1 protein-coding gene is annotated in these 503 nt (G+C 19.1%); it reads right to left on the reverse strand.

Annotation, left to right across the window (positions count from 1 at the left end):
* Window positions 1–44: 44 nt before the first annotated feature.
* Window positions 45–503, reverse strand: a 459-nt coding sequence (locus tag DNK84_RS15285; RefSeq protein WP_208123359.1) for a hypothetical protein, incomplete at its 5' end; no start/stop codon positions are given.

Genomic DNA, 503 nt, shown 5'->3' on the forward strand with positions numbered 1-503 from the left:
TTCTCTTTTTTTTTTTTCTTTTTTCTACACCTTTTTTCCTTCTTTCATTTATTTCTTTTTCCTTTTTCCTTATTATCTCCTTCTTTTTTTTTTTTCTCTTTCTTCTTTTTCTCTCCTTCTTTTTCCTTTTTTTTTTTTTTTTTTTCTTTTTTTTCTTTTTTTTCTTTTCCTTTTTTTTTTTTTTCTTTTTTTTTTTTTTTTTTCTTTTCTTTTTTTCTTTTCTTTCTTCTCTTTTCTTTTTTTTTTTTTTTTTTTTTTTCTTTTTTTTTTTTTTTTCTTTTTTTTCTCTTTTTCCTTTCTTCTCCTTTTTTTCTTCCTCCTCTTTCTTTTCCCTTTATTCTTCCTTTCTTTTTTTTTTTTCTTCTTTCTCCTTTTTTTTTCTTTTCTTTTTTCTTTCTTTCCTCTTTTTTTCTTTTTTTTTTTTTTTTTTTTTTTCTTTTTCTTCTCTCTTTTTTTTTTTCCTTTTTTTTTTTTTTTCTCTTTTTCTTCTTCTCTTTTTTTTC

The organism is Facilibium subflavum (assembly GCF_003574485.1).
Taxonomy (GTDB): Bacteria; Pseudomonadota; Gammaproteobacteria; order Francisellales; family Francisellaceae; genus Facilibium; species Facilibium subflavum.